We start from the raw sequence: 20068 nt of genomic DNA, 5'->3' as shown, positions 1-20068 counted from the left end.
TCTCATGGATGTCAGTGCTCGAGGACCATCGCCGCGAACGTCGCCCCGAGCCCCACGCTGGTCATCAGGTAGCGGTCGCCGGGACGCAGCCGGCCCAGCTCGGAGGCGTGCTGGAGGTTGATGAACGGGTCGGCGCAGAAGCAGTGGCCCGTGTGCGGCACCAGGTCGAGGAAGACCCGCTCCAGGGGCAGCCCGAGCTCCTTGCAGACGCCGATCCACGACAGCCGGTTCACGTTGTGCGGCAGCACCAGGGCGAGCTCGCCGAGCGTGCAGCCCGCCTCGTCGAGGGCCGCGCCGATCACCTCGGTCAGGCCCGGCCCGTACAGGTCCTGGAAGTCCTTCGCGGCCGCGTCGCCCATGATGAAGTCGGCGCCGAAGCGGGGGTGGGTGCGGGCGGCGTAGCCGAGCATCCGGTCGCGGCCGGTGCGGTCGGCGGAGACCAGGACGGCTGCCGTGCCCTCGCCCATGACGGTGACGTCGGGGATGGACTGCGTCTTGCCGGTGCGGGCCTTCTCGCCGGTGAGGACGAGGGCGAGCGCGTCCGGGTCGGGGTCCGCGGCGAGCAGGGTCCCCGCCATGTCGACGGCGAGCAGGCCCGAGGCGCAGGCGTGGTGGGCGACCACGAACGCGGTGGCGTGCTCCAGGCCCAGCTCGGCCAGGAGCGGTCCGAGGGAGGTCATCGGGTAGGGCAGCGGCGAGGCCATGGTGCGGGCCTGGAGGACGTACTTCACCCGCTGCTCCTGGCCGCGCAGCTCGACGAGCTTGGCGGCGGCGCGCAGCAGCAGCTCGGTCTCCGTGGCCTCCGGCGCGCGGCACACCTCGGAGAGACCGTAGAAACGCTGGTAGCGGCGCAACTGCACGTCGGTCAGCCCGAGTTCCCTCTGGAACCGGGCGATCGGAATGGTGTCGGGCAGGCTGCTGGAGACCGCGACGATGGACGTCATACCCCTAACAGTCGCGGCCCCCGCTGACGCCCAGCTGACGCTGCGCTGACCGGCGTCCCGCCCCTCACCCCCCGCCCTGCGTCACCGCCGCCCCCTCCGGGGTGCGGCGGTGGGCCGTCGCGAGGGTCAGGGTGATCGTGAGGGACGCGAGGGCCATGCAGGTCATCGCCGTCGCCGGGGTGGTCAGCTGGGCGACCGTGCCCGCCACCGCGGCGGCGACGCCCTGCATGGTGAGCATCCCGGCGGCCCGCAACCCGAGGGCGTGCCCGGCGAGTTCGTCGGGCGTGAGAGCCATCAGGCGTTCCTGCTGGGCCAGGGTCGCGCCGAAGCCGACGGAGGCGACGCACACCGCCAGGGCGGACCAGGGCAGGCCGGGACGCAGCGCGAACAGCAGGTACGGCGTGGCCAGCAGCGTCAGCAGCGGGATCGGCAGGCGCGGGCGCAGGGCGGGCGGCACGAGGCGGCCGACCGTCAGATCGCCGGCGAACATGCCCAGCGCCGCACAGGCGAAGAGCGCGCCGGCCGCTCCGGGGTCGTAGGAGACGTAGAGGGACTCGCAGCCGACGATCAGGCCGTTGGGCAGCCACATGCCGAGGTAGGCGAGGCGGCGGGGACGCGAGGACCACAGCAGGGCGTTGGTGCGCCAGGTCTCCGCGACGGACGGGCGGCCGGCGGCGCGCGGCGGGCGCGCGGTCAGGCCCAGCCCCAGGACGAGCGACGCGAGGGCGTACAGCGCGGCCGCGAGGAGCAGGCAGACGCGCGGGGACAGGACGGCGAGGAGGGCGCCGCCCGTCGCGAAGCCGACGATCTGCACCAGCCCGAAGACCATGTTGAACACCGAACGGCCCAGGACGAAGCCGCCCTTGGGCAGGATCTCGTTGAGCAGCCCCCCGCTCACCCCGCCGCCCAGCGAGGAGACCAGCCCCTGGACGAAGACCACGCCGAAAGCCGCCCCGAGCGGCAGGCCGGGCAGTGCCTGCACGGCCGCGCAGACGGCGAAGGCCAGCGCGATGCCGCTGAGCGCCGCCCGCGGCGGGAGCCGGTCGGCCGCCGACAGCAGGAAGGTCGCCCCGAGCATCTGCGCGAGCTGCGGCCCGAACATGCTGACCGCCGACAGCAGCGGCGAGTCGGTGGCCCGGTAGACGAGCGTGGCGAGCGCGAGCCCGCCGATCGTCAGGGCCGCGCCCTGGGCGGCGGAGCCGAGGAAGAACGGCGTGAACTCACGGGTCCGGAAGAGCTCGCGGTAGCTGCGCATGCGGGGAGTCTGCGGCGGGCCGCGCCGCGGCCGTACTCTTTCGCGCGCACGCGAAACGTCGGGAGGGTGCTCGTGGGGTGGTGGCAGCTCAACGCGGACACGCTGGCGCGCAGCCGGTTCGTGCTCTCCCCGTTCGCGGAGACCTTCGCGAGTCTGCGGCTGCTGCACACGGGCACCCCCGCGCACCCCGGCGAGCGGGCGTGGCTGCGCGCCCATCTGCCCGGCTACCGGGCGCTCCTCGCGGCGGACCCGACGACCGCGCGGCTGGTCGGCGCCGCGCTCGGCCGCTCCTGGATCGCCGACTTCGTCGCGCCCACGCCGCGCGACGGTGAGGGCTTCGAGGACGTCGTCGCCCGGGTGCGGGCCGCCGACCCGGCCGCCGCGCGCGCCCACCTCGCCGTCTCCCTCGGCGGGCCGCTCCCCGCCGAGCTGGACCGCGACGACCTGCCCGAGCGGGCCGCGCGGCTCCTGGAGCACGTCTGGTCCCGGACCGTGCGGCCCACCTGGGAGCGGCGCCGCCGCGTCCTGGAGGCGGACGTGGCCGCCCGGACCGCGCGGGTCAGTCAGGGCGGCTGGGCGGTGGTCCTGGACTCCCTGCGGCCCGGCCAGACCCGCTGGCTCGGCGGGAACCGGCTCCAGGTGAACCTGCAGGAGTACCCGCCCCGCGAGATCTCCGGCGCGGAGCTGGTGTTCATGCCGGTGACCCCGCGCACCGGCTGGGTCTCCTGGGAGGAGCCCGACCGGTACGCCCTCGTCTACGCCTGTTCGGGCCCCCTCACCGACCCGGGCGCCCGGAGGGTCCCCGCGGGTTTGGCCGCTCTCCTGGGCCCGGCACGCGCCACGGTCCTCGTCCTACTCGGCTCCCCGCTGAGCACGAGCCATCTGGTCGCGGTGACCGGGCAGGGCCTGGGCTCGGTCGGACGGCATCTGCGGGTGCTGCGGGACGCGGGACTGGTGGAGCGGCGGCGGGCGGGCCGGTCGGTGCTGTACGCGCGGACGCCGTCCGGGGACGCCCTCGTCGACGCCCCGCGCCGGACCGGGACGGGACCGGAGTTAGCATCCGGTCCATGACGACCCACAACAGCACCTCCCCCCTCGCCGTCGACATCGACGCCCTCACCGGCGGCCCCGCCGACCTCGCCCAGTACGCCGGCAAGGCCGTGCTGGTCGTGAACGTCGCCTCCAAGTGCGGCCTGACCCCGCAGTACAACGGCCTGGAGAAGCTCCAGGAGCGCTACGCCGAGCGCGGCTTCACGGTGCTCGGCGTGCCCTGCAACCAGTTCCTCGGGCAGGAGCCCGGCTCCGCCGAGGAGATCGCCGAGTTCTGCTCGGCCACGTACGGCGTGACCTTCCCGATGACGGAGAAGGTCGAGGTGAACGGCGAGGGCCGGCACCCGCTGTACGAGCGGCTGGTGGGCTTCGCCGACGCCGAGGGGCACACCGGCGACATCCGCTGGAACTTCGAGAAGTTCCTGATCGGCCGGGACGGCACGGTCGTCGCCCGGTTCTCGCCGCAGACCGAGCCGGAGGCCGCGGAGCTGGTGGCGGCCGTCGAGGCCCAGCTGTCCTGACCGCTTGACCTTGCCCCTGGGGCAGAGCCGAGCGTCGTCGTCGCCGGGCGGGAGGAACCGCCCGGTGACGGAGGATGAGGCCGTGGACGAGGAACTGCTCACCATCGGCGCGTTCGCCGCGCGGGCGCGGCTGTCCGCCAAGGCCCTGCGCCTGTACGACCGGCTGGGGCTGCTGGCGCCGGCCCGGGTCGACGAGGTCAGCGGGTACCGCTACTACCGGGCCGAGCAGGTCGCGCGGGCCCGTACGGTGGCGTTGCTGCGCCAGCTCGACATGCCGCTCGCGCGGGTCGCGGAGGTGGTCGGCGCCCCGGACGGGGCCACGGCCGCCGACCGGCTCGACGCCTACTGGGCGCAGGTCGAGGCGCGGGTGGCCGGGCAGCGGACGCTCGCCGAGTACCTCCGTGGACGGTTGTCGGGGAGGAGCTCCGAGATGTACGGGAAGTTCGTGGTCGAGACGGTGGACGTGCCCGAGCAGGTGGTGATCGGGGAGGCCCGCCATGTGCTGGCGGACGAACTGCCGGTGTGGATCGGGTCGGCGCTGGGCCGGCTGGAGGCGGCGGGCCGGGAGTGCGGCGGGATCACGGCGCCGCCGTTCGTCGTCTACCACGCCGAGGTGTCGGTGGAGAGCGACGGGCCGGCCGAGGCGTGTGTGCCGGTCGCGGACGAGGCGGCGGCCCGTGCCTGGCTCGCACGGACCGGCCGGACGCACACCACCGCGGTGCGGGTGGAGCCCGCGCGGCGGCTGGCCTTCACCCGGATCACGAAGGCGCAGGTCGCGCATCCGCAGATCCTGACGGCGTTCGAGGCGGTGGAGGAGTGGATCGCCCGGGAGGGGCTGGAGCAGGCGGGTCCGTGCCGCGAGGTCTATTTCGCGGACTGGGAGGCGGCGGGAGCCGGGGACCCGGTGTGCGACGTGGCCTTCCCGGTGAGGAGATCCGAGGCGGGGTGATCGGGGTGGGGGTGGGGCCGGCGGTTCTTGCGCCGGGTCGCCGTGCCTGACGGGTGTGGCCGAGCCCTCTCGGCAAGGACGGCGGACTGGTCGAGAGGGCTCTTCCTGGTACTGCTGTGCAGTTGTGACGCGTACCGCCGGTGGAGGGAGAGGTCAGAAGGACCCGCCCCTCACGCCTTGACCGACGCCACGAAGGTGTTCCACGCGTTGGCGGGGAACGCCAGGACGGGGCCCTCGGGCACCTTGGAGTCCCGTACCGCCATGGCCGCCGTCACCGGCGACTTGACCTCGACGCACGCGCCGTTCCCTGTCGAGTACGAGGACTTGGTCCACGTGTCCGTGGAACCCTGACGAATTGCCATGTTCGCTCCGCAATGCTGATGGTGAGTGCTGTCATCGCGCGACGCGGCCCTGGCCGGACCGGCAGCGCGATTCACGCCAACCTTCTTGCTCGGTGGCGTGATCGACGCTACTCGCCACCCCCGGCCGACGAAGCGACTATTCACTCGGCCGAGTGGCATATTCCAATGGAGTCTTCCGTCCTGACGGGGGACGGTGTACCGTGCGGCTCTTTCAGCGCGCGTACTCCTTGGCGATGTCCGCGATGAACTGCCGCGACTGCTCGACGTTCAGGGCCTGCGCCCGCAGGTGCTCGTACATCACGCTGTACTTCTGGACGTCGTTCGCCTTCTCCAGGTACAGGTCGCTCGTGACGCCCTCGATGTAGACGACGCTGGAGTCGGCCGCGTCCGGGAACTCCAGGATCGCGTACTGGCCGTTGAGGCCCGGGTGGGCGCCCATGTCGAACGGGATCACCTGCACGGTGACGTGCGGCAGCAGGGACTGCTCGACGAGCTGCTCCAACTGGTCCCGCATCAGGGAGCGGTTGCCGACGACGCGGCGCAGGGCGGCCTCGTCCAGCACGGTCCACAGCCGCAGCGGGTTCTCCTCGGTGGAGATTCGTTCCTGTCGGCGCATCCGCACCTGGACGCGCTTCTCGATCTCCGCCGGCGCGGTCTCGGGCAGCGCCCCGGCGATCAGGGCCTCGGCGTACTGCTTCGTCTGGAGGAGGCCGGGCACGACCTGCGGGTCGTACACGCGCAGGCTGGCGGCGTCGGTCTCCAGGCCGATGTAGACGCTGTAGGGGATGTCGCCGAAGGAGTGCCACCAGCCCTGCTGGCGGGAGTCCTTGGCCATCTGCATCAGGGAGTCGACGATCCGGTGGTCCTCCACCTCGTAGACCCCGCACAGGTCGCGGACGTCGCGCTGGCTGATGCTGCGCCGCCCGTTCTCCAGCCGGCTGATCTTCGACTGGGAGACCAGCAGCCGCTCGGCCACTTCCTCGGCGGTCATGCCCTTGAGCTCACGGAGCCGGCGCAACTCCTGGCCCAGCCGGCGTCGCCTGACGGTGGGATTGACATTGGACGCCACGGGACGTGCACCTCCGGCTGCCTGCCTTGTGATCGGCACTTTGCGTATCTGCTGTTCAGCAGATTGCCACCAAGGCGCTCACCACCGCTGGGAAACGGTGGATATGCGCAGGACGCACACCGATGGGGACCGCGCGGGCACACGCGGCCGCGCGGGGCGACGGAACCGGTGTCCCTGTCCGTGTCGTTGAACACGGACGTACGGTTCCGTCGCCCCGCGCGGATCAGCGGCTCCCGAACCGGTCATGGGGACGGTGCGGCGCTGCACGTGGCGTGCGTGTGGTGCGGGTCGAACGGGTCGAGCGGTCTCTCAGTGGGCCACGACGCGTGCCATGGACCCTCGGTGCGGCTGTGCCGGAACGGCGCGCGCGGGTTCCGCCGGCGGCCTGCCGCCGGGGCCCTGCTGCCGGCCGGACGGTGCCTGGCCGCGACGCGGCTGGGCGGCCGCGCCGTTCTGGACGTCCATCACCGCGTGCGCGACGAGGCCGCCCATGGGGTCGTGCCGGATCAGATCCCGCAGCCGGGAGCGAGAGGAGCGTCCCTCGTTGCCCGGATACAGGTGCTTGCCGAGACCGACCGCGTGGGCCAGGGCGGCGAGCGCCGCGGTCCGCGGGTCCGGCGGTACGCCGGTGCGGATCGCGGAATCCAGCCGGGCCCTGATCTCCCGGGTGATGTCGTTGTCCGTCGCTTGATAGCGAGTCGTCGGCAGCACTCCGCACATCTGGCCCGGCACGGCGGCGACCATGCCGCACCTCTCCAGATGCGAGAGATAGGTCTGGCGCAGCCCCAGCCGGGGCCCGCCGATCCAGTGGACGGCCCGTACCGGAGCGCCACGCCTTCGCAGCAACTCCAACGCGCAGTCCAGAGTCGGATCTCCTGTCGGCCGTGGTGCCACCACGGCGATACGATCCCCGTCTGGGGCTATCCGTCCGGCCAGCGCCAGCTCCACTAGCTGTGCTCCGGCCAGACCGAGGTCGAGCGACTGCGGCTGCGCGGTGGTACCCGTGGCCGGGTCCAACGCCAGCAGCAGAAGCTCCTCCGGAAGTGTTCTGCGGCTCCTGCCCATCCATGCCTCCCCGCGTGGATGAAAGACAGGGTGACCCCTCTCACATTGGTCTGTCGAGAGCACGTGACCGGTTCGTAGCGGAACCGGTAGGTATGTCGTTCTCGTCTACCGCGTCAGGTGGGGGTCGCGCACCGGACACTGGTATCTGGTTCGGACAGCAGCGGCACGGGGGTCGTGCGGACACGGTGTCCGGACGACGGCCCACGGTTCGGCAGCCGTACGGTGGCGTGCGGCGGCACATGGAGGAGGCATCGGTGGCGGGCGAGTCCCCCGACAGGTCGAAGCAGCGCGAGTCGTCGGCAGAACCGACGTCGGGGAGCGCGGTCCCGGTTCCCGAATCCCGGCCCGAACCCGAGGCCACCACCCGTCCGGCCCACGGCACGGGCGGCGACCCGCGCCTGGCGATGGCCCGCGAGTCGTCCCCGCGCGGCGGTGTGGACACGGCCACGCGGGTGCTGTCCCGCCAGGATCTGGACGAGACGCCGGAGGAACCGGCGGCCGACGGCGAGGACGACGCCGAAGCAGTCGCTTCGAGCGCCGGGGCCGCCGAGGGTTCCGAGGGTTCCGACGACTCCGAGGCCGCTGAGAGCGGGGGGAGCGCCGAGAGCGAGCGTGAGGACGCCGAGGACGCCGAGGAGGCTGACGGCGACGAGGACGCCGCCGAGGCGGCCGACGACTCGGACGACGCCGAGGGGCCCGACGACTCCGAGGCCGCCGACGGCTCCGCGGACGAGACCCCCGGCGAGCGCGAGGACCGGCTGAGGGACGCCGTAGCGGCCTGGGTGGCGTCCTCCGACGCCAAGGGCGCCTCCGACGCCGCCACGGGCGAGGCGAGCGCCGAGGAGGCCCGGAAGGACACCGGCGACAACGCTGCCGGTGCCGACGCGGAAGCCGACACCGGCTCCGACGACGACACCGACTCCGAGGCCTCCACCGAGGACGCCCCCGCCGAGGACACCTCCGCCGAGAGCAACGGCGTCGACCAGGCGACCGCGATCTTCCGCACCCGCCCCGCCGAGCCGTCGAAGGCGTCGCAGCCGTCGAAGGCGTCGAAGGCTCCGAAGGCCGACGACGAGGCGAAGGACGAGCCCGCCGCCGAGGACACCCCCGAGGACACCCCCGAGGACACCCCCGACGACGGCAAGGGCGTCGACCAGGCCACCGCGGTCTTCCGGACCCGGCCCGCCAAGCCGCACGTCGACCAGCCGACCACCATGCTGAAGGCGCCCAGGCCGGAGGCACCGAAGCCGGGGGCACCGAAGGAGACCTCGAAGCCGGAGGCACCCAAGGCCGAGTCCCCGGCGCCCGCCGCCGAGCGCACGAGCAAGTTCGTCGCGCTCAAGCCGGACATCCCGCAGGAGGGCCCGAAGGCGCCCGAGGCCCCCCGGCCTCCCGTGCCGCCGGCCGACGTCACCGCCGCCGTCCCGCAGATCGGGCCCGAGCGCACCACGCAGCAGCCGCTGCCGCCGAAGCCCCCGCTGGACCTGCTCGCCGAGCTGACGAACACCCCGCCGCCGCCGGAGACCCCGGTGCGGACCCTGGTGCGGCGCGTCAAGATCTGGACGCCGCTGGTGATCCTGCTGGCGATCGTCTTCGCGATCGTGCAGTCCGTGCGTCCGCTCCCGGCGCCCACCCTGGACCTGACCGCGCAGGACAGCTTCACCTTCGAGGGCGACAAGATCGACATTCCGTGGCCGGCCCAGGGCCAGGCCGCCCTGGACGTCGACGGCATCGGCAGCTTCGGCTCCTCGGGCGACCAGAAGCCCGTGCCGATCGCGAGTGTCGCCAAGGTCATGACGGCATACCTGATCCTGCGTGAGCACCCGCTGAAGAGCGGCGCCGAGGGGCCGAAGATCAAGATCGACCAGGCGGCCGAGGACCAGTCGAAGGCGGGCCAGGAGTCCACCGTCGACGTGACCGAGGGCGACTCGATCTCCCAGCGGGAGGCGCTGGAGTCCATCCTGATCGCGTCCGCGAACAACGTGGCGCGGCTGCTGGCGCGCTGGGACGCCGGTTCGGAGAAGGACTTCGTGGCGAAGATGAACGCCACCGCCGAGAAGCTCGGTATGACGAACACCACGTACACCGACCCGTCCGGCCTGAACAACACCACCGTGAGCACGGCCGTCGACCAGGTGAAGCTGGCCAAGGCCGCGATGAAGGAGCCCGCCTTCCGCGAGGTCGCCGCGATGATGTCGTACGACGACTACAAGGGTGTCAACCACTCCAACTGGAACCAGCTGGTCGGCAAGAACGGCGTGGTGGGCATCAAGACCGGCACCACCACCTCCGCCCTGGGCAACCTCGTCTTCGCGGCGAAGAAGGAGGTCGGCGGCGAGACGCGCACCATCATCGGCGCCGTCGTCCGCCAGCCCGCGGGCGGTCCGGAGAACACCATCCTCAGTGCCGCCCTGTACGGCGGCGACCAGCTGATCCGGGCCGCACAGGGCGCCCTGGAGCCGGCGACCATCCTGAAGAAGGGTGACGTCGTCGGGTACGTGGACGACGGTCTCGGCGGCCGCACCCCGGTGGTGGCCACCAAGGACGTCACCGCGGTCGGCTGGGCGGGCCTGAAGGTGAAGCTGACCTTCGCGCCCGACGAGGTCCCGCACACCGCGAAGGCCGGCACCGAGGTGGGCACGCTCACCGTCGGCGACGGCACCAGCGGCGCGGTGAAGATCCCGGTCGCTCTCCAGACGGACCTCACCGAACCGGGCTTCACGGACAAACTCACCCGTATCGGCTGACCTGGGGGCGCCGCGGCGTCACCGCACCGCAGCCCGCCGACCACCCCCGTCGGCGGGCTGCGTGCTAGCGTCACGAATCGGGCAGGTCGTCGCTCACGGGGCACGACCGCAGCACCTTGACCTACCGGGCCGAGACACGCGGGACACGGGACGCGGCCGGAACAGAAGACAGCACGGGGAGTGCCTCAGACGTGGCCACTGCGGAGCCGACACGCGCCGACGACGCCGATCCGGGACGGGGAGCCGGTCCGCGAATACGCGTACCCACGCCGCGCGCGGAGGAGGGTCCGGACGACACCCGGGCCGGGCGGTCGTCGCGTCTCGCGAGGGCCGTCCACGCCGTGCGCGAGCGTCTGCTGCGTCACCCGGTGCTGTCGGTCACCGCCCTCTCCGGGCTGCTCCACATCATCTGGTTCTTCACGTTCGCGAACAGTGGCGGCGACCTCGCGGCCCAGGACGCCTGGGCCGAGTTCGTCGGCCGGCACCCCGACTCCGCGTACAACCTCGCCTGGTACGGCGGGATGCACCCGGTGTCGTACAGCGTCGTGTCGCCGTATCTGATGTCGGTGCTGGGCGTCCGGACGACGATGATGATCGCCGGGACGATCTCGGCCGGGCTGCTGATGCTGGTCCTGCTGCGGAGCCGATCCGTGCGCAACCCGCTGTGGGCCGCGCTCGCCGGGATCTTCGGCCTGATCGCCAACGCCATCTCCGGGCGGGTCACGTTCGCCCTGGGCACGATGTTCGCGCTGGGCGCGGTCGCCGTCGTCTTCTGCTGGCCGTACCGCTGGCGCTACAAACGCTGGGCGAAGGCGCTGTGCGCGGCGCCGCTCGCCGCGCTGGCCACCATGGCGTCGCCGGTCGCGGGACTCTTCGTCGGGCTCGTGGCCGTCGCGCTGTTCCTGCAGAAGCGGCGCCCGGGCGCCTGGGCGCTGGGGCTGGCGCCGGCCGCCGTGGTGGGGCTGTCGGCGTGGCTGTTCCCGTTCTCCGGCACCCAGCCGATGGTGTTCGGGTCGGTGCTCATGCCCCTGCTGATGGCCGTCGTCGTCTACGTCGCCGTGCCCGCGGACTGGAAGACGGTCCGGCTGGTGTCGGCGGTGTACGGCGTCTCGGTCGTCCTGGTGTGGGTGGTCAGCTCGCAGATCGGCTCCAACATCACCCGGCTGGCGATGCTGTTCGCCGGGGTGACGCTGGTGGCGGCCCTGCCGTTCACCGTGCCGCGCACGCGCAAGTGGTACGCGGTGGTGACGGCCCTGCTGACGTTCGCCGGGTGGATCGGCTACAAGACGGTCGACGACATCATCCACGCGGCCCCCGAGGCGTCCTGGGCGCGTGAGCTGGCCCCGCTGGTCAACGAGCTCCAGGAGGTCGGCGCCGAGAAGGGCCGGGTGGAGGTCGTGCCGGCCCGTTCGCACCGGGAGGCGTCCGCGCTCGCGCCGTACGTGAACCTGGCGCGCGGCTGGAACCGGCAGGCCGACATGGAGCGCAACCCGCTCTTCTACGACGACACGCTCAACTCGGCGAACTACCGGGAGTGGCTGAGGCGCTGGGCGGTGCACTTCGTGGTGCTGCCCAAGGACGAGCCGGACCCCTCGGCGGCGCAGCGGGAGCGGGAGCTGGTGCAGCGCGGTCTGCCGTATCTGAAGCAGGTGTGGGGCGACGCGAACTGGCAGTTGTTCCAGGTGACGGACCCGGCGCCGCTCGCCGAGCCGAACGCCGTGGTGGAGCGGGCCGAGCAGGGCGAGATGACGATGCGGGTGAGCGAGCCGGGCCGCATCCTGATCCGCATCCCCTACTCGCCGTGGCTGAGCATCGTCGACGCCGAGGGCCGAAAGCTCGACCCGCCGAAGGAGACGGAGGCGTCCCGCAAGCGTCCCGACGGCGAGCCCAGGACGTACGACAACGTCAACGGCTGCCTGATGGAGACCGAGGAGGACGCGAAGGGCGACCGCTGGACGACCCTGGTCGCTCCGCGGGCGGGCGTGTACCGGCTGGCGGCGCCCTACGACGTGCCGCGCGGCACGCCCTGCCCGGAGGAGCTGCGCTGACCGAGCCGGTCAGCGCAGTTCGGCGACGTACCGGTCGGTGCCCGGCACCGTCGGGATGAACGGCGCCACGAGCTCGGTGCGGCCCAGGCCCGTCTTCCCGACGGCCGTGTCCAGGCCCGTGAAGTGGTCCGGCCAGCAGCGCCGGGGGTCCTCCTCCAGGAACCAGAGCAGGGTGAGCCGGGTGCCGACGCCCTCGACCTGCCTGACGTAGGACATGCGGTCCAGCGGCAGGGGCGTGGGGCTGAAGACGGTCACCAGCGCGGCCGGGGACCCCGTCAGCCGTTCGGGCAGGTGGTGGTCGCGCAGCCAGGCGAGGAGGTCCGCGCGCCGTCCGGCCGTCCCGGCGTCGACGACCTGGAGGACCAGGCCCGCGTAGGGGTGGTCGAGGGCGTGGAGGTCGCGGGGGCCGGCCTCGCCGTCGCGGTACACCGTGGTCTCGTGGTCCTGGAACGCCGTGAAGACGTGGGTGCGGTCGTGGTGGACGCGGGCGTCGCGGTTGAGCCGCCGGTTGATGGCGACGGTCCAGCGCATGTGGTCGGCGTAGCGGCCCGCGGTGATCCAGTACGTGGAGAGGTAGCAGCCGGCGGTGACCGGCCGGGCGACGGCCGACCCGGCGGGATAGCGCAGCAGCTGGAGGTCCCGGGTGGCCACCCAGCGCCGGCCGGCGAACATCCAGGGCATCGCCATGGCGCCCGCGTAGTAGTGGTCGTCCTCGTACCAGCGGTTGTAGGCGTGCTCATGGCCGGGGTGCGGTTCGACCATGGTGATCAGGGCGTGGCCGGGGCGGACCCCGTACGGGCCGACGGCGGCCAGTTCGGCGTACACCTCGCTGCGGGTGTCCTCGCTCACGCTGTTCCCCTTTCCTCGGCTCGCCCATACTCTGACGCCCCGTCAGATATTGCGCCAGGGCCGGGAGGCACCGGATGTCACTGCTCACAGGCAGGACCGTGGTCGTGTCGGGGGTCGGCGTGGGGCTCGGCCACCAGGTCGCGGCGGCGGTCGTACGGGACGGCGGGAACGCGGTGCTGGGGGCGCGGACCGAGGAGCAGCTGGCCCGCAGCGCCGCCGGGATCGATCCGGCCGGGGAGCGCACCGCGTACCGGGCGACCGACATCACCGACGAGGAGCAGTGCGCGGCACTGGCCGCGCTGGCCCGGGAGCGGTTCGGCGGGATCGACGCGGTGGTCCATGTGGCGGCCTGGGACTCGCTGTTCGGCGGGCTGAGGGATGCCGACTTCACCACCTGGCAGGCGGTGCTCGACGTGAACCTGCTGGGCACGCTGCGGATGACGCGGGCCTGTCTGCCCGCGCTGGAGGAGCGCGGCGGGTCGGTGGTGTTCATCGGGACGCAGTCGGCGGTGGCGGCGCCGTCCGAGGTGCGCCAGGCCGCCTACGCCGCCTCCAAGGGCGCCCTGACCAGCGCGATGTACTCGCTCGCCCGGGAGCTCGGGCCGCGCCGGATACGGGTCAACTCCGTGCTGCCGGGCTGGATGTGGGGGCCGGCGGTGGAGGCCTTCGTACGGTTCACGGCGCGGGCGGAGGGCGTCGCGGAGGCGGAGGTGCTGGCGCGGCTGACCGGGCGGATGGCGCTGCCGGAGATGCCCACCGACGGGGACGTCGCGGAGGCGGCGGTGTTCCTCGCCTCGGACCGGGCGCGGGCCATCACAGGGCAGTCGCTGCTCGTCAACGCCGGGGAGTTGATGCGCTGACGTACGGGTTCCAACGGATTTCGTCGTCCATATCCATGAACGCAGGTCACTTAGCAGAACGATTTTACTGTCCCTTGACCCTACTCGCGCTTGTCGTGTCCTCTTCCACGCATCGACCATGGGCGGGCCGTTCACAGGACGGAACCCTGGAGGGGTCACATGAACAGTCTCGACTGGGCCGTGCTCATCGGCTACTTCGGCGTGATGGTCGCCATCGGCGTCTGGTCCCACAAGCGGGTGGACAACGTCAGCGACTTCTTCACCGCGGGCGGCAAGATGCCGTGGTGGCTGTCCGGCATCTCGCACCACATGTCCGGCTACAGCGCGGTGATGTTCACCGGGTACGCGGGCATCGCCTACACCTACGGCGTCACGTCCTTCGTCACCTGGTCCTTCCCCATCGCGCTCGGCATCGCCATCGGGTCGAAGCTGTTCGCGCCGCGCATCAACCGGCTCCGGTCACGGCTGCACGTGGCCTCGCCGCTGGAATACCTGAAGAACCGCTACGACCTGCGGACCCAGCAGGCGCTGGCCTGGTCCGGCATGCTGCTGAAGATCGTGGACGTCGGCGCCAAGTGGGCGGCGATCGCGACCCTGTTGTCGGTGTTCACCGGGGTCTCGCTCAACCAGGGCATCCTCATCACCGGATGCATCACCGCCGTCTACTGCACCATCGGCGGCCTGTGGGCGGACGCCCTCACCGAACTCGGGCAGTTCATCATCCAGTTGCTCGCCGGGCTCGCGATGTTCTTCGCCGTGGTGATGAAGCTGAACGACAAGGGCATCGGCTTCCTCGGCGCCTGGGACGAGCCCGAACTCCAGGGCCACGGCGAGCCGCTGGTCGGCCCGTACGGCACGGTCTTCCTGCTGGCGTTCCTGTTCATCAAGCTCTTCGAGTACAACGGCGGCATGCTCAACCAGGCCCAGCGGTACATGGCCACGGCCACCCCGCACGAGGCCCAGCGCTCCGCACGGCTCTCGGCGGTCCTCTGGCTGGTCTGGCCGCTCGTGCTGTTCTTCCCGATGTGGATGTCACCGTTGCTGGTCGAGTCGCAGAAGCCGGACGGCTCCGACTCCTACGCCCTGATGACCGAACAGCTTCTGCCGCACGGCCTGCTGGGCCTGGTCATCGTCGGCTTCTTCTCGCACACCATGGCGATGTGCTCCTCCGACGCCAACGCCATCGCCGCCGTCTTCACCCGGGACGTGGCGCCGGTGCTGTCGAAGCGGGCCCGGGCCTGGAACGAGCGGTCCGGCCTGGTGGCGGCACGCGTGACGACCGTCGTCTTCCTCGGTCTGTCGATGGCGGTGGCGACCCAGGTCAACTCCCCCACGTTCAAGGACATCATCACCGTCGTCATCAAGTGGGTCGCCGGTCTCATGGGCCCCATCGCGATCCCGATGATGCTGGGCCTGCTGCGGCCGTTCCGCCGCTCCGGGCCGACCGCCGCGCTCACCAGCTGGGCGATGGGCCTGCTCGCCTTCTGGCTGGTCAACTACCCGATCAGCTGGAGCGTCGACGGCGGGGTGCCGCTGCAGTACCAGGTCTCCATCCCGCTCGCGGTCTCGCTGATCCTGTACATCCTCATCGGCCGCCTGAAGCCGGAGGACACCCCGGAGCGCCTGGCCGTGGTGGAGAGCGTCAACACCGACGGCGACGGGGCGGCGGCCGCCGCGGTGCCGGCGCCGGCCGGTCCGGTGGACGACGTGGTGCGGGCCAAGGAGTGAGCGCGGGCCGGGGAGTGAGCGCGGGAACGCGCGGCGGGGCTCAGGCGCGCGGGTAGCGCGCCAGCCAGCCCGGCGCGGAGGCGCCCGGCCCGTGCAGGGCCGGGCCCTGCGTCATCTCCATGGCGAAGTCGTCGGCGAGTTCCAGGATCGTGGGACGGCCCTCCAGCTCGGCAAGCCAGGCCGGCGGCAGGGCCGTCTCGCCGTGCAGGGCCCCCAGCAGACCGCCGGTGAGGGAGGCCGTGGCGGCGGAGGGGCCGTCGTGGTTCACCGCCAGGCACAGCCCCTGCCGGACGTCCTCGCCGACCAGGGCGCAGTACACGGACGCCGCGAGCAGCCCGTCCGCCGAGCCGTCGGCCGCCAGCTCCGCCACGCGGGCGGGCGTCGGCATGCCCTGCCGCACGGCCCCCAGCGCGTGCTGGAGGGCGTCCGACACCGGTTCGTGCCCGGGGCGCACGGCGAGCAGCGCGAGGGCCCGCTGCACCGCCCCGTCCAGGCTCTCCCCGCAGGCCAGCCCGTGCACGATCACGGCGTACGCGCCCGCCGACAGGTAGGCGACCGGGTGCCCGTGGGTCTGTGCGGCGCACTCCACGGCGAGCTGGACGACGAGCTGCGGCTCCCAGCCGACGAGCAGCCCGAACGGCGCGGAGCGCGCGGCGGCCTCCGGGCCGAGCTCGGCGGTGTTCTTGGGCGCCTCCAGGGTGCCCATGGTCTCGTCGCCGAGGCCGAGCAGCAGGGATCGGGTCGCGTCCCGGCGGGCGTACAGCCACTCCTCGCGGGCGAGCCAGCCGTCGTCCTTGCGGCGCTCGTCGGGTCCCCAGTCCCGCTGGGTGGCGGCCCAGCGCAGATAGGCCCGGTGCAGATCGGTCGGCGGATGCCAAGCGCCGGTGTCCCGGCGGACCTGGGCCCGTATGAGCCCGTCCACGGAGAACAGGGTGAGCTGGGTGAGATGGGTCACGGCACCCCGGCGCCCGTAGCCGGGGGCCAGGTCCAGCAGGCCCTCGGCGCCGTGCCGCTCCTGGATCTCGGTCAGGCCGAGCGCGTCGACCGGGGCTCCGAGGGCGTCCCCGACGGCCGCGCCGAGCAGCGTTCCGCGCACCCGGCTGCGGAAGTCCTGCTGCTCGGTACGGCCCCAGACGGGTCCGCCGGTCGCCCCCACCAAGACCTCCCCCTGACCATCCGCTCGTACGACAGTTCGCCACTGTAATCGACCGGGGACCGTGGGTTCAGGGGGCGGATCGGTATGCGGTGTGTGACGGAAGTGGTCCGGAACCACCCCCTTCGCACCGTTCGCCGGTCAGTTCCGGTGACGTGCCCGGATCACCTCGGCCGCCGCAGCGACCCGCTCCAGGCGCGGGCTGAGGTGCGTGGCGTCGGCTCCGGGACTCCTCAGGACGTGGCCGAGGATGGAGGCGAGGGTCGCCGCGTCCGCCCAGCCGGGCTCCAGGGCCAGGAAGGCCGTCAGCCCCCGGTCGGCGAGGGGCCAGTCCCCGAGGGCGCAGCCGAGGAAGCAGTGGCCCTGGGCGCGCTGGATGTCGTCCATGCCGGTCTCCGCCTCCAGCATCCCCGCCAGCTCCCGCCACAGGGGTTCGGCGGCGGGCAGGCCCTCCGCGAGGCCGGTGACCACGGCCGTCTCGAACGCGCATTCAAGAGGCTCCGGCTCCCGCAGCCGTTCCGCGCAGCGCCGGGCCTGCTCCCACTCCTCGCGGTGGGCGTGCCACTCGGCCCGCAGGCCGTCCAGGTCGCCGTCGGACAGCCCGGCCTCCTCGGCCGCGCGCAGCCGAACCCCCACCTCCTCCCAGCGTCCGCACAGCATGAGCAGGTCGATGGCCGTCCAGCGGGCCCAGACGGGTTCCCAGTCCAGGGCCACGCACCGGTCCAGGTCCGCCAGGGCCTCCTCGCACCATCCGAGGTCCATCGCCGCACGGGCCCGCCGGGCGCGGATCCAGCCGACGTCACCGGCGGCGAGGGCGCGCCCGTAGCAGCGGTACGCCTCCTCGTGGTCCTTCAGCTCCCGGTGAACGGCCCCGAGGGTGACGTGTGCGTAGTCGTACTGCGGGTCCCGCTCCAGGGACTGCTCCAGGGCGGCGCGTGCCTCCTCGTAGCGGCCCTCCTGCCGGTACGCCTCCCCCAGTTCGGCGGCCGCCCAGCCGTCCGAGGTGTCCGCGGCGGCGGCCCGCCGCAGGTCGTCGAACCTGCCCTCCTGGTCGCCCGCACGGGCCTTGACCTGGGCGCGGGTGACCAGCGCCCACGCGTAGTCGGGGACCAGGTCGACGGCCCGGGTGAGATCGGCCAGCGCCTCCTCGTCGCGGCCCAGTTCGTACTGGGCGAGGCCCCGGCCGGCGAGCGCCGAGGCGTAGTCCGGCTTGAGGGCGACGGCCCGGCCGAGTTCGGCGACGGCGTCCTCGAAGCGGCCCGCGAGCCGGTAGGCGTCCCCGCGCTCGGAGGCGACCCAGGGGTTGTCGGGCGCCTTCTCGACGGCACGGTCGAAGTCCGCGAACGCCTCGTCCCACTCGGAGCGGACGCGGCGCAGCCGGGCCCGGCGCACCAGCGGCCACAGGTAGTCCTCGTCGAGGGCCACCGCATGGTCGAGGTCGGCCAGCGCCTCATCCTGCTGGCCCAGCTCCTGACGGCACACCGCCCGGCCGGCGAGGTACTCGGGGTCCGACGGGTCGAGGGCGACGGCCCGGTCGTAGTCGGCGAACGCCTCCTCGTAGCGGCCCGCGAGCCGGTAGGTCTCGGCGCGCTCGGAGATGACGAACTCGTCGTCCGGGGCGAGCCGGTCGGCGGTGTCGAAAGCGGCGAGCGCCGCCGGGAAGTCGCCGAGCGAGCGCAGGGCGAGTCCGCGGCCGTAGTGCGCCGGGGACAGTTCGGGGTCCAGCTCGACCGCCCGGTCGGCATCCGCGAGGGCGGGCTCGTACCGGCCCTCGCGGCGCAGCTCCCGCGCCCGGAAGGAGTGGGCGACGGCCCGGGTGCGCCGGTCGGGTCCCGGACGGGACAGGACCAGGTTCGCCACCGCCGTCATGGCGGTCGCGTCGTCCGCGAGCGCCTCGCCCAGCGCCCGGCCCCAGTCGCCGAGGGCCGGGTCACCGGTGGCCTCGCCCGCCTCGACCAGCATCTGCGCCCAGCGCCGGCCCGCCGCCTCGTCGGCGCCGCAGACGAGCACGACGTCCCACAGCGCCCCGTTCAGCGCGGTACGGGGGCGGGCGCACAACGCGTGGTAGGTCTCCTCCAGCCGCAGCTCGCGCCACTCCTCCTCCAGCCACTCCTGGAAGGAGCCCAGGCCCTGGCCCGCCTCCTCCCGCCAGCGGCCGTAGACGGCGGCGAGCCGGTCGTGCCGCTCGGTCCAGCCGCGCGGGGAGCGGCGGCGCTGGAGGCGCAGCATCGGTTCGCGCACCAGGTCGTGGTACCGCAGCCGGTCGCCCCGATCGTCCACGAACGCCAGGCCGCGCAGCCAGGCGAAGAGCGCCTCGGCGTCGTCGTCGGGGCAGTCCACGGCGGCCCGGAACACGTCCATGTCCACCCGCCGGGGCAGCGCGCAGGCGAGCGCCACGGCCCGGCGCACGGGGTCCTGCTCCCACTTCAGGAAGCGTTCGACGGCGGTGACGCTCGGGTCGCCGATGTCGTCCGGGCCGGCGGGACGCTGTTCGGCCAGCGTCGAGACGAGGACGGGCAGTCCGCCGGTGAGCCGCAGGACCTCCTCGACGACCGGCTCGGCGACCACGCCCCGGTCGGCCAGCAGTCCGCGCGCCTCGGTCTCGGTGAACGGGCCGAGCGGAACGTCGGCCATGAAGTCGGTGAAGCCGCCCCAGCGGGCGGTGTCGAAGGGGTGCTGTCCCGCGGTGACCACGACGACGGTGGCGGGCAGGGCGCCGTACCGGTCGCTGGTCATGACGTCGTGCAGCCAGCCGTCCAGGAAGGGGCCGGTGCGTTCGTAGGTGTCGAGGAACAGGACGATCCACGGGGCGTGCTCCGCGGCGCCGGACAGCTCGGTCAGCAGGACGGGGGTGAGCACCCGCTCCGGGGAGAGCACCAGCTGCACGTCGTCCTGGCTGCGGAACCGGGCGCTGAGCCCCGCCCGCAGCCGGTCGGCGCTCTGGGCGAGCTGGGCGGCGTCGAGGGCTCCCGCGAACGGGCCGATGCCGGGGACCATGCCGAGGCCGACGAGTCCGGCCCGCATCACAGCGGTGCCGGCAGGCGACGGCCCTTCCGGCTCGGTGCCCAGGGCGGCGGCCGCCGCCTCCGCCTCGTGCCGTCGCTCCCGGTGGGTGGCGAGTGCCCGGTCGAGGTCCTTGAACCGGTGCCCCTGGGCGGCGAACTGGCGGCTGACCGCGGCCATCGCCTCCGGGACGCTGCCCACGGTCTCGTCCACCGAGGCGGTCAGCGCGCCCTTCTCCCGCGCCAGTTGCTCCAGCTCCCGCAGGAGGAAGGACTTGCCGACGCCGGCCTGGCCGTGCACATGGAACAGGAAGCGGTGCCGCTCGTCCTGGGGCGGCAGCTCCAGGTTCTCCCGGAACGCGGCCCGTTCGGCTCCGCGGCCCACGAAGCCGGCGCGGCTGCGCTGCCGGATCAGCTCCTGCATCGACGGCTGCGCCTGCGCCACCGTACGTCCCCTCGTCCGCCC

The 20068-nt window shown here is 72.9% G+C and carries 15 protein-coding genes; 7 read left to right on the top strand and 8 right to left on the bottom strand.

The annotated features are described in order from the left end of the window. Positions 1–11 precede the first annotated feature (11 nt). Together ADL34_RS22990 and ADL34_RS22985 are read right to left on the bottom strand one after the other, a co-directional pair. Positions 12–944 carry a 3-oxoacyl-[acyl-carrier-protein] synthase III C-terminal domain-containing protein gene (locus tag ADL34_RS22990; protein ID WP_062668916.1) on the bottom strand — a complete coding sequence of 311 codons (933 nt, stop codon included), beginning with the start codon at positions 942–944 and terminating at the stop codon, positions 12–14. 64 nt (positions 945–1008) lie between these two features. Continuing rightward, on the bottom strand, positions 1009–2199 hold the full coding sequence (locus ADL34_RS22985) for an MFS transporter (RefSeq protein ID WP_062668917.1): 1191 nt from the start codon (positions 2197–2199) through the stop codon (positions 1009–1011). A gap of 72 nt (positions 2200–2271) precedes the next feature. Between ADL34_RS22985 and ADL34_RS22980 the strand changes: the two genes are divergently transcribed. The 3 genes from ADL34_RS22980 to ADL34_RS22970 all read left to right on the top strand — a co-directional run bounded on the left by ADL34_RS22980 (position 2272) and on the right by ADL34_RS22970 (position 4719). Further along, positions 2272–3270: an ArsR/SmtB family transcription factor gene (locus ADL34_RS22980; protein ID WP_062668918.1), complete on the top strand. Its 999-nt coding sequence runs from the start codon at positions 2272–2274 to the stop codon at positions 3268–3270. Further along, entirely contained in the window at positions 3267–3770 is a 504-nt protein-coding gene (locus ADL34_RS22975; protein WP_062668919.1) for a glutathione peroxidase, read from the top strand. The genes ADL34_RS22980 and ADL34_RS22975 overlap by 4 nt, the downstream gene beginning before the upstream one ends. Positions 3771–3834: 64 nt before the next feature. Beyond that, positions 3835–4719 (top strand): MerR family transcriptional regulator, encoded by an 885-nt coding sequence (locus ADL34_RS22970; RefSeq protein ID WP_062668920.1) that lies wholly within the window; start codon positions 3835–3837, stop codon positions 4717–4719. A gap of 170 nt (positions 4720–4889) precedes the next feature. On the opposite strand, the gene ADL34_RS22965 is transcribed toward ADL34_RS22970, so the two are convergent. The 3 genes from ADL34_RS22965 to ADL34_RS22955 form a co-directional block, all read right to left on the bottom strand. Next, positions 4890–5081 carry a DUF397 domain-containing protein gene (locus ADL34_RS22965; RefSeq protein ID WP_062668921.1) on the bottom strand — a complete coding sequence of 64 codons (192 nt, stop codon included), beginning with the start codon at positions 5079–5081 and terminating at the stop codon, positions 4890–4892. A 211-nt stretch (positions 5082–5292) separates the two neighbouring features. Then, positions 5293–6150, bottom strand: a complete 858-nt coding sequence (locus ADL34_RS22960; RefSeq protein WP_062668922.1) for a helix-turn-helix domain-containing protein — start codon at positions 6148–6150, stop codon at positions 5293–5295. A gap of 309 nt (positions 6151–6459) precedes the next feature. Continuing rightward, positions 6460–7215 (bottom strand): GOLPH3/VPS74 family protein, encoded by a 756-nt coding sequence (locus ADL34_RS22955; protein WP_062668923.1) that lies wholly within the window; start codon positions 7213–7215, stop codon positions 6460–6462. Positions 7216–7619: 404 nt separating this feature from the next. On the opposite strand from ADL34_RS22955, the gene ADL34_RS22950 reads away from it, so the two are divergent. Together ADL34_RS22950 and ADL34_RS22945 are read left to right on the top strand one after the other, a co-directional pair. Beyond that, positions 7620–9962, top strand: coding sequence for a D-alanyl-D-alanine carboxypeptidase (locus tag ADL34_RS22950; protein ID WP_420714262.1), 2343 nt, complete (start codon positions 7620–7622; stop codon positions 9960–9962). 191 nt (positions 9963–10153) lie between these two features. After that, a complete protein-coding gene (locus ADL34_RS22945; protein ID WP_062668925.1) occupies positions 10154–12010 on the top strand; it encodes a hypothetical protein in 1857 nt (618 codons plus the stop codon). A gap of 9 nt (positions 12011–12019) precedes the next feature. Here ADL34_RS22945 and ADL34_RS22940 read toward each other — a convergent pair whose 3' ends face one another. Beyond that, a complete protein-coding gene (locus ADL34_RS22940; RefSeq protein ID WP_062668926.1) occupies positions 12020–12859 on the bottom strand; it encodes a hypothetical protein in 840 nt (279 codons plus the stop codon). 74 nt (positions 12860–12933) lie between these two features. On the opposite strand from ADL34_RS22940, the gene ADL34_RS22935 reads away from it, so the two are divergent. Further along, entirely contained in the window at positions 12934–13719 is a 786-nt protein-coding gene (locus tag ADL34_RS22935; protein ID WP_062668927.1) for an SDR family oxidoreductase, read from the top strand. Positions 13720–13878: 159 nt separating this feature from the next. Next, positions 13879–15447 carry a sodium:solute symporter family protein gene (locus ADL34_RS22930; protein ID WP_062668928.1) on the top strand — a complete coding sequence of 523 codons (1569 nt, stop codon included), beginning with the start codon at positions 13879–13881 and terminating at the stop codon, positions 15445–15447. A gap of 40 nt (positions 15448–15487) precedes the next feature. On the opposite strand, the gene ADL34_RS22925 is transcribed toward ADL34_RS22930, so the two are convergent. Together ADL34_RS22925 and ADL34_RS22920 are read right to left on the bottom strand one after the other, a co-directional pair. Next, positions 15488–16603, bottom strand: coding sequence for an ADP-ribosylglycohydrolase family protein (locus tag ADL34_RS22925; RefSeq protein ID WP_062668929.1), 1116 nt, complete (start codon positions 16601–16603; stop codon positions 15488–15490). Between the two features lie 138 nt (positions 16604–16741). Continuing rightward, positions 16742–20026, bottom strand: coding sequence for an ATP-binding protein (locus ADL34_RS22920; RefSeq protein ID WP_199835617.1), 3285 nt, complete (start codon positions 20024–20026; stop codon positions 16742–16744). Positions 20027–20068: the final 42 nt, after the last annotated feature.

The organism is Streptomyces sp. NRRL WC-3605, from assembly GCF_001509795.1.
Classification (GTDB): Bacteria; Actinomycetota; Actinomycetes; order Streptomycetales; family Streptomycetaceae; genus Streptomyces; species Streptomyces viridochromogenes.
The sequence above is the reverse complement of the archived record's forward strand: the minus strand, read 5'-3'. Positions and strand labels throughout refer to the sequence as shown.